We start from the raw sequence: 6836 nt of genomic DNA on the forward strand, positions 1-6836 counted from the left end.
GAACTAAAACGAGTATAATATCTTTGATCCATGGGGTATAAGTATAATTTTTAGTACCGAAATACAGGAAAATCACCCATCACCACAAAAAAAAACGCCTTGCAAAGGCAAGGCGTTTTTTCTGATCCGACAATTTAGGAACTCCAGCTTAGGAGCCGTTAAAACGGCTTACTTCTCACCCTGCAGTAAATTGACTATATTTTGGGATGAGGCGTTTGCCTGACTGGAAGCAAATGCTCGAACCTCATTTAAGACCTTCATCTTGGAAAGGTTCATAATCTCCTCAGCAAAATCCAGATCACGAATGGTTGACTCGGCAGAAAGGGTGTTTATTCGCGAGGTCGATAAATTTGAAACAGTTGAAGTCAGCTTATTTTGCTGGGAACCAATTTCAGCCCGAGACGAATTAATCTGTTGCAGCGCCGCATCAGTAGTTTTGATTGCTGCCTGTGCGCCCTCAGCCGTCAAAACGTTAACCTCGGATAACTGCCCACTTTCACCTCCCAGCTGCGACGGGTCAACGGAACTTATGGAAACAGAGATGGTTTCATTGGCGTTGGCGCCGACCTGAAACTGTTTATTGGTAAAGGAGCCCGACAAAAGATCCTGTCCATTAAAAGAGGTATTTTTGGCAATGTTATCCAGTTGCTGCAATGACTTATCAATATCCGCCTGCAGCGCTTGTTTGCTTTCTAACGATTGACTTCCATTGGCCGCCTGAAGTGAGCGCTCACGAATTGAGCTTACCAGACTGGCAGCCTCATCTAATGATCCATCAGCGATCTGTAAAATCGAAACAGTATCATTGGCATTACGTATTGCCTGACCATAACCACGAGCTTGACTTCCCAACTGGTTGGCAATTGAAAGACTGGCCGCATCATCTGCAGCCTTATTAATTCTACTGCCGCTTGAAAGTTTTTCTAAAGACGATTGGAGATCCTGCTGACCTTTTAGGAGCTGACTTGCTGAAATGAGGCTTGATGTGTTGGTGATTTTAAATGCCATGACCAATCCCTCCTGGATAAGTTAAAAGCCTTTAGGATATTCCCTTCCATCTTCACAATATATGCATTTTATAAAAAATGAAAAGTTTTTGCTAAAAAATTTTGAGTTACAACAAAAAACAACATTGACACAAATACCACAATGTGGCATTAGAAGAACTAGAGTTACTAGTAACTCTCCACTCTCTTTTGTCGACAGGGCCTCATTCTGAGGCCCTGCTTTTTTTTTAGGCACAATCTCTTCGTCCAATCGTGAAAAATCCACCGATTCAATTGGAGTTAAACTCCTTTTCTAACGCCTCCAAGATCCCTACAAATGAACAATCTGCCAACAGCCCGAAGGAGGCCCGGCCCGGCAAACCAGCCTTAATACTCTTTGGTGATCGAATTCCACAAAAAAACCGGGCCTGTTGCCGAGGGCTTTGCAGCGCTTCGTTCTTTTCAGACAAAACCTTTTCGACCTGCCCTTTCCATTTTTCCAGATGGACGGGTGAAGTCGCGGTGCTGATGGTATTTCTGGCACTGTGACAATCGTCATCGTCTCCCTGAATACACCATTCACAATGTCCGCAGTTCTCTTGACGATGTTCGCCAAAATAGTCTAACAGAAAATTCGTCTGGCACCCGGGGTGATTCACCAGGGCGACCACTTGTTGAATACGTCTAATATCGTTTTTTTCTCGGTCAAAGAACCGAGAAACTAACCTTTCTGTTAATTGAGCCAGTTCAACAGGAGACAGAGTACGAACCAGCCGATAACCGCGGCGAGCGCCAGCCACCTGGAGCACAAGATCTCCTTTCTCCTCCAGGTAGTTGAGAGCGGCAACAACTCGCTTACGCTCAGCACCTGTTTTAGTGATCACCTCATCAAGGTCGAGACTGAACCAGGTTTTCCCTTTACTGGCACAGGAAAAAACAGTTCTCAAAAAAAGTGCCTTTTCCGGACTGTAATCAGCCAGGATCTCAGCAGAGGAACGTTGAGGAATAAACTTATAATTCGTATAAAAAGGCCCAGTTGAAACAATAAGACCTTCAAGCTCCAAGTAAGTTAGCAGGGTGCTGACCACCAGGTTCCGGATGTCATAGGTGTGGGACATATGATAAAGGGATATACTGAAATACTCTTTTTCCTGACAGATGTCACCGAGCAGACGTTGAACTGCTGCAGGTTCAGGGGTATCACCATAAACAAAATTTTCTAAAACAGTAAGATCCTGACCGCCACCCAGCGTTTCGCAAATCGCCGGCTTACCATCCCGGCCGGCTCGGCCAATTTCCTGGGCGTAGTTCTCCAGACTTTTGGCCAGATTATAGTGATAAACATAACGGATACCTGCCTTGTCAATCCCCATACCAAAAGCAATGGTTGCCACAACAACTGCATCATTGGCAGCCATAAACCAGTCCTGCACCTCATGCCTTTGTTCATCTTTGAGCCCGGCGTGATAGGCCCTGGACGAATACCCCGCCTCAGCAAGGGCAGTGGCCACATATTCAGCCGTCGCCTGTAAAGTCACATAAACAATGGCCGGGTCCCGTGGCCGGGAAGCAAGGCGCTTTAAAAGAAGGGCCAGAGGGTCAGCCGATGGAGAGAAACGTAAGGTTAAGTTCGGCCGATAAAACCCGGTCAGGATAAAATCCTCCTCCGGAATACTAAAGGCAGTCTTAATGTCTGCGGCCACTTTAGGCGTGGCGGTGGCGGTAAGCCCCAGAATCTGAGGAATACGCAAATTTTTTATGATGTCGGCAAGTTTAAGATAATCGGGTCGGAAGTTGTGGCCCCATTCCGATATACAATGAACCTCATCGACAACCATCATAGAGATGTTCAGTCGCCGCAGGCTGAGGATAAATCGTTCATTGGCAAAACGTTCTGGCGCCACATAAAGCAGTTTCAGTTCGTTCCGGCTTAAAGAGTTCTGAATTTGATTAAATTCCGCGCTGCTCAGTGATGAATCAAGCCTGGCTGCCTTTATTGATTTACTTTTCAAGAAATCGACCTGGTCCTTCATCAGGGCGACTAAAGGCGATACAACCAGGGTCAGACCGGGTAAAAGCAAAGCGCTTAGCTGATAGCAAAGACTCTTGCCCTGGCCCGTGGGGAAAACAGCCAGGCAGGATTTACCCTCGACAATCCGGCAGATAACATCTTCCTGGCCGGGCAGAAATTTATCAAAGCCAAAAATATCGGAGAGCGGGGTATGTATATCTTTGTTTGTGGCAATCATTGAGCTATCAACTTTCCTCTATTGCCTTCATTTTTGGCAACTCCCTTGTGGAGGGTAATCTTTTTGCCGGTTTCAATCCCCTCATCGTAAGTGCTCTTATAAATTTTGGGCCCACGGTGGGACTGTTTTTGCAGCCGTGGAAATCGAATCCCCACGTATTCATGCAAGCGCTCGTCTTGACTAATGAGAGCAGAACCTCGCATCATCAACTGCCTGTCTTCATTAGACTGCTTAAGTGAAGAGTTTTTTTGGTTTTGCTCCTTTTGGTTTTGCAGTTTGTCGTAAAAACCACGCAACACCCCAAGATAATAGCTGTTTTTTTCCGTTCTGGTTTTCCCCTGGTATCTGTGCTTATTCTGTAACCAAAGCAAATCCAGACGTTTCTCTAAAAAATAGTAGCAATATTCAGCTATAGAGACATTCTCTGTGGTTCCTAACAGCTCTATAGTTTTATGTGTTTCATTGCTTATAGGGTCATAGAGATATGAAGCAACTATTTTCACATAAAAAAACTCCTGCAATATCCTACAGATCTGCCGCTGGTACGATTCAACCCGTTTTTTCTTCTTGTTAATAATCACATGGGTATAGTGAGCATCACGACCAGAATTTATCAACTTTAAATTGTATTTTTCAATCAGGGCGTTGGCCTTTTGCATCGCACTAGCTGCTTCATTTGCGTTTGTGGACTCAGCCAGGGCGAGGAGTTTTTCGACCTTACTGATAAAACGACTTTCCTCTGAGCTAGGTCGCCTACCCTGTGCAATCAGGTCAATATCTTCTGGTAAATCACCTGTTGCGCTCCGATATTCTTCAGGCAAACCAAGAAGGTCACAGGCTGTACTAAAGGCCTCGCCATGGGCAACTTCATTGCTTTTAAACATTTCATAGCATACCTGATGGGCGATCTCGTGTTTCAACACATTGAGGGTCACTGCCCAGGAGTGGTTCATTATCAGAAATGAGCTTATTTTTATGGTGCGAGTCTCGGGATGCCAGGATCCGAGTTGTTTTTTCGACTGTGAAATCTCAAAAACCGGCGGCCGTAATTTAATTTTATACTTCCAGCAAATGTCATCAAATTCAGTATGTAATTGCCGGGCCCAAAGGCTGGGGATTTGCTCAGATGTGAAGTTTTTCATGTTTTATTGTGGTTGCCTGTCCGGTTATAAGAAGTGGAGTCCGTCCTGCCGGTGATCCAGGACTTTTATGAACCTGAAAAGTCTACGTTATTTTTGTACGACGGCTTAGCTGCACATTTTTGCTAAACGGCCTTCAATATCGCGACCTATAATCTCCATGTCCTCATGGGGCACATCGAATTTGTGAAAAGTTTTCTCCCAGCCACTTACTTTTAAAACCATTGATTCAATAATTTCGTTGGCTTTACGCTGCTGCTTAATACCGAAATACTTTGCCTCCTGCAAAAGAGCGGATCGATCCGGCACCATAAAGCTGTGATTGATACTCAAGACATGCTCTCTATTCTGACCGACATTGGGCACTAGGTCATAGGCAGGGCTGAGGCGCCATGAAGCACCATCACAGGTCATGGAAAAATTCTTGAGATGGTCATCGGTATTGCCAATCAATACATTGAATAGCAGTTGTTTGAAAAGCTTCCGCAAATCATCGCCAGGGTTCATTGAGACTTTTCTTACAATACCTGCGAGGTCTCTATATCCCAGATGATAGTAGTCATCGGCACCCAGCAATGTCTGCAGCGTTACAACATGATTGCGACGCATTTCTTGCGGCTGAACGTCAAAGCGTTCCACAAGGAGAACTTTTTGGCCGCCGCAATAAACATGTCGGGAGGGGGCGACGTCAACGCCGGCGACTACAGCCAATGCCATTGTTGCAGCTTCTAGCGAGACAACATCGAACTGGTCCTTTATGCTGCGGAATTTGGCAATATACGGTTTGCCGCCATCTTGAATCAACGCCTTTGGTCTGGCACCACCTGGCGAGCTCCCTGCCTGAAAAAGGAGCGCTAGTTCATCACCAACAACAGTTGCGTCTTTTTCGAATTGCTCTGCCCAGTGCTTTAAAACCTCAAGAAAGTGACTGCCAAGTGGTTCTTTTTTCTTTGGAGGGAGGTCATCTTCGCTATAGCTGAGGGCGCCCATACCATCACCCGCCAGGCAGCGAAGGAGTTGCGGCGGTCTCTGCTCATTTCGAGGAATATTATATTTTCGCACCAGAATCTTTCGCCCCCAATCGTCGGGAAGACTATCCTCGAATACCCCATGAATGCCTGAACGGGGCCTGTTTGCATCAAATATAGTTTGAGCCAGCGGCAAATGAATTGGATCTAATGGGAACGCCTTGGGCCAGTTGAGATATTCGTTGGTGTAGCGAAATTGACCTTGAATGGCGCCGCCTTTTTGAGCATCCGGATCAGCTGCAATCAGTTCACCAACACGAAGTGTTGCTGTTTCATCAAGAGTGAGCCAGACATTCAGTTTAATCATGAACTTCCCACGTAACTCCTTTTGCCCTCACTGCGGCTGGCCCTTTTTCTCTTTTGCTGTTTTTTTTTGTATTGCACGAATAAGTCTTCTTGACCTGTGAGCACATCCTGCCATGTATCCAAACGTCCCAGAATATCACTCGCAACCAACCAGTTGGCAATTGGCACGACACCTGCCCCTTTCTCCATTTTGGCATAGGATTGCCTGGTCAGTCCAATTCTGGCGGCAAAGACTTCCTGACTCTCATTGCGGGACAGACGAGCGTCCTTTAAACGTGCGCCAAGCATCTCTAGAACTTCTCCAAGTTTTCCGTCAGTGTTTACCATAATTAACATAAATAGCACAATCAGCTATTTATGTAAAGAATAGTTAACAAACAGCCAGACGGATTATCTCGGTACATCCTTTGGTTACCAGGCGACACCACTGGTTACTCTAGCGCTGCTTACTATTACCCAGCTCAAGGTGAAGCAAAAAACCGACGCTTGACTTGGGCAGGCATCCGTGAAATATTGTATAAGGCAATAACGATTCAAATGCGGGCTGGCAAACGACAAATCTTTTCAAACAGGAAAAAGACATGAAAAAACAATGCAAAATCATATGGTTGGCTATATTGGTCTCTTGCTTATTCGCCTTAAACAGCGAAGCCGCTGAGCCTAAGCAAGCAGGTCGATTTGTCAAAAATGCTGACAATACCGTGATTGACAGTACAACGGGTCTGATGTGGGCCACGACTGATAACGGCATCGACACCGATTGGAATACTGCCAAAGCATACTGCGAAAATTATTCAGTCGGAAACTATTCCGACTGGCGGTTACCAACCTTGAAGGAACTTGGCACAATCTTCGACCCAACCTCCACCAAACGATTCCAATCCGTTCCAGAAATAACACTCTCCGGGTGCTGCCCGTGGACATCAGACACCCGGAGAAAGAGAGCCCGAACAATTTTTTTCCTTGGCGGTGAGATTAATACCTTTTCAAAAGAGTTAACTACTGGATTTAGAGCATTACCTGTGAGAAATGCCCAGTAGCACTGTCAGAAAGTGCTACTGGACCTCTCGCATTTCATTACTTCCGGGCATCTGCACTTTTTTTAAATCTCCCCCAACCCCTCTTTCA

The 6836-nt window shown here is 45.7% G+C and carries 6 protein-coding genes; 1 reads left to right on the forward strand and 5 read right to left on the reverse strand.

From position 1 onward, the window contains the following. Positions 1-168: 168 nt before the first annotated feature. The 5 genes from HQK80_07225 to HQK80_07245 all read right to left on the reverse strand — a co-directional run bounded on the left by HQK80_07225 (position 169) and on the right by HQK80_07245 (position 6035). Positions 169-1008: a flagellin FliC gene (locus HQK80_07225; protein MBF0222007.1), complete on the reverse strand. Its 840-nt coding sequence runs from the start codon at positions 1006-1008 to the stop codon at positions 169-171. A 268-nt stretch (positions 1009-1276) separates the two neighbouring features. Then, positions 1277-3235: a RecQ family ATP-dependent DNA helicase gene (locus tag HQK80_07230; GenBank protein ID MBF0222008.1), complete on the reverse strand. Its 1959-nt coding sequence runs from the start codon at positions 3233-3235 to the stop codon at positions 1277-1279. After that, positions 3232-4377 carry a DUF2786 domain-containing protein gene (locus HQK80_07235; protein ID MBF0222009.1) on the reverse strand — a complete coding sequence of 382 codons (1146 nt, stop codon included), beginning with the start codon at positions 4375-4377 and terminating at the stop codon, positions 3232-3234. Before HQK80_07235 ends, HQK80_07230 begins: the two co-directional genes overlap by 4 nt. Positions 4378-4482: 105 nt before the next feature. Next, positions 4483-5709, reverse strand: coding sequence for a type II toxin-antitoxin system HipA family toxin (locus tag HQK80_07240; protein ID MBF0222010.1), 1227 nt, complete (start codon positions 5707-5709; stop codon positions 4483-4485). Beyond that, positions 5706-6035 (reverse strand): helix-turn-helix transcriptional regulator, encoded by a 330-nt coding sequence (locus HQK80_07245; protein ID MBF0222011.1) that lies wholly within the window; start codon positions 6033-6035, stop codon positions 5706-5708. The genes HQK80_07240 and HQK80_07245 overlap by 4 nt, the downstream gene beginning before the upstream one ends. A 254-nt stretch (positions 6036-6289) precedes the next feature. On the opposite strand from HQK80_07245, the gene HQK80_07250 reads away from it, so the two are divergent. Continuing rightward, positions 6290-6748, forward strand: coding sequence for a DUF1566 domain-containing protein (locus HQK80_07250; protein ID MBF0222012.1), 459 nt, complete (start codon positions 6290-6292; stop codon positions 6746-6748). Positions 6749-6836: the final 88 nt, after the last annotated feature.

It is taken from the genome of Desulfobulbaceae bacterium, assembly GCA_015231515.1.
Taxonomy (GTDB): Bacteria; Desulfobacterota; Desulfobulbia; order Desulfobulbales; family VMSU01; genus JADGBM01.

Coding starts and splice junctions, on each gene's coding strand:
- HQK80_07240 (MBF0222010.1), bottom strand. CDS start 5,709: ATGATTAAACTGAATGTCTGGCTCACTCTTGATGAAACAGCAACACTT.
- HQK80_07250 (MBF0222012.1), top strand. CDS start 6,290: ATGAAAAAACAATGCAAAATCATATGGTTGGCTATATTGGTCTCTTGC.
- HQK80_07245 (MBF0222011.1), bottom strand. CDS start 6,035: ATGGTAAACACTGACGGAAAACTTGGAGAAGTTCTAGAGATGCTTGGC.
- HQK80_07225 (MBF0222007.1), bottom strand. CDS start 1,008: ATGGCATTTAAAATCACCAACACATCAAGCCTCATTTCAGCAAGTCAG.
- HQK80_07230 (MBF0222008.1), bottom strand. CDS start 3,235: ATGATTGCCACAAACAAAGATATACATACCCCGCTCTCCGATATTTTT.
- HQK80_07235 (MBF0222009.1), bottom strand. CDS start 4,377: ATGAAAAACTTCACATCTGAGCAAATCCCCAGCCTTTGGGCCCGGCAA.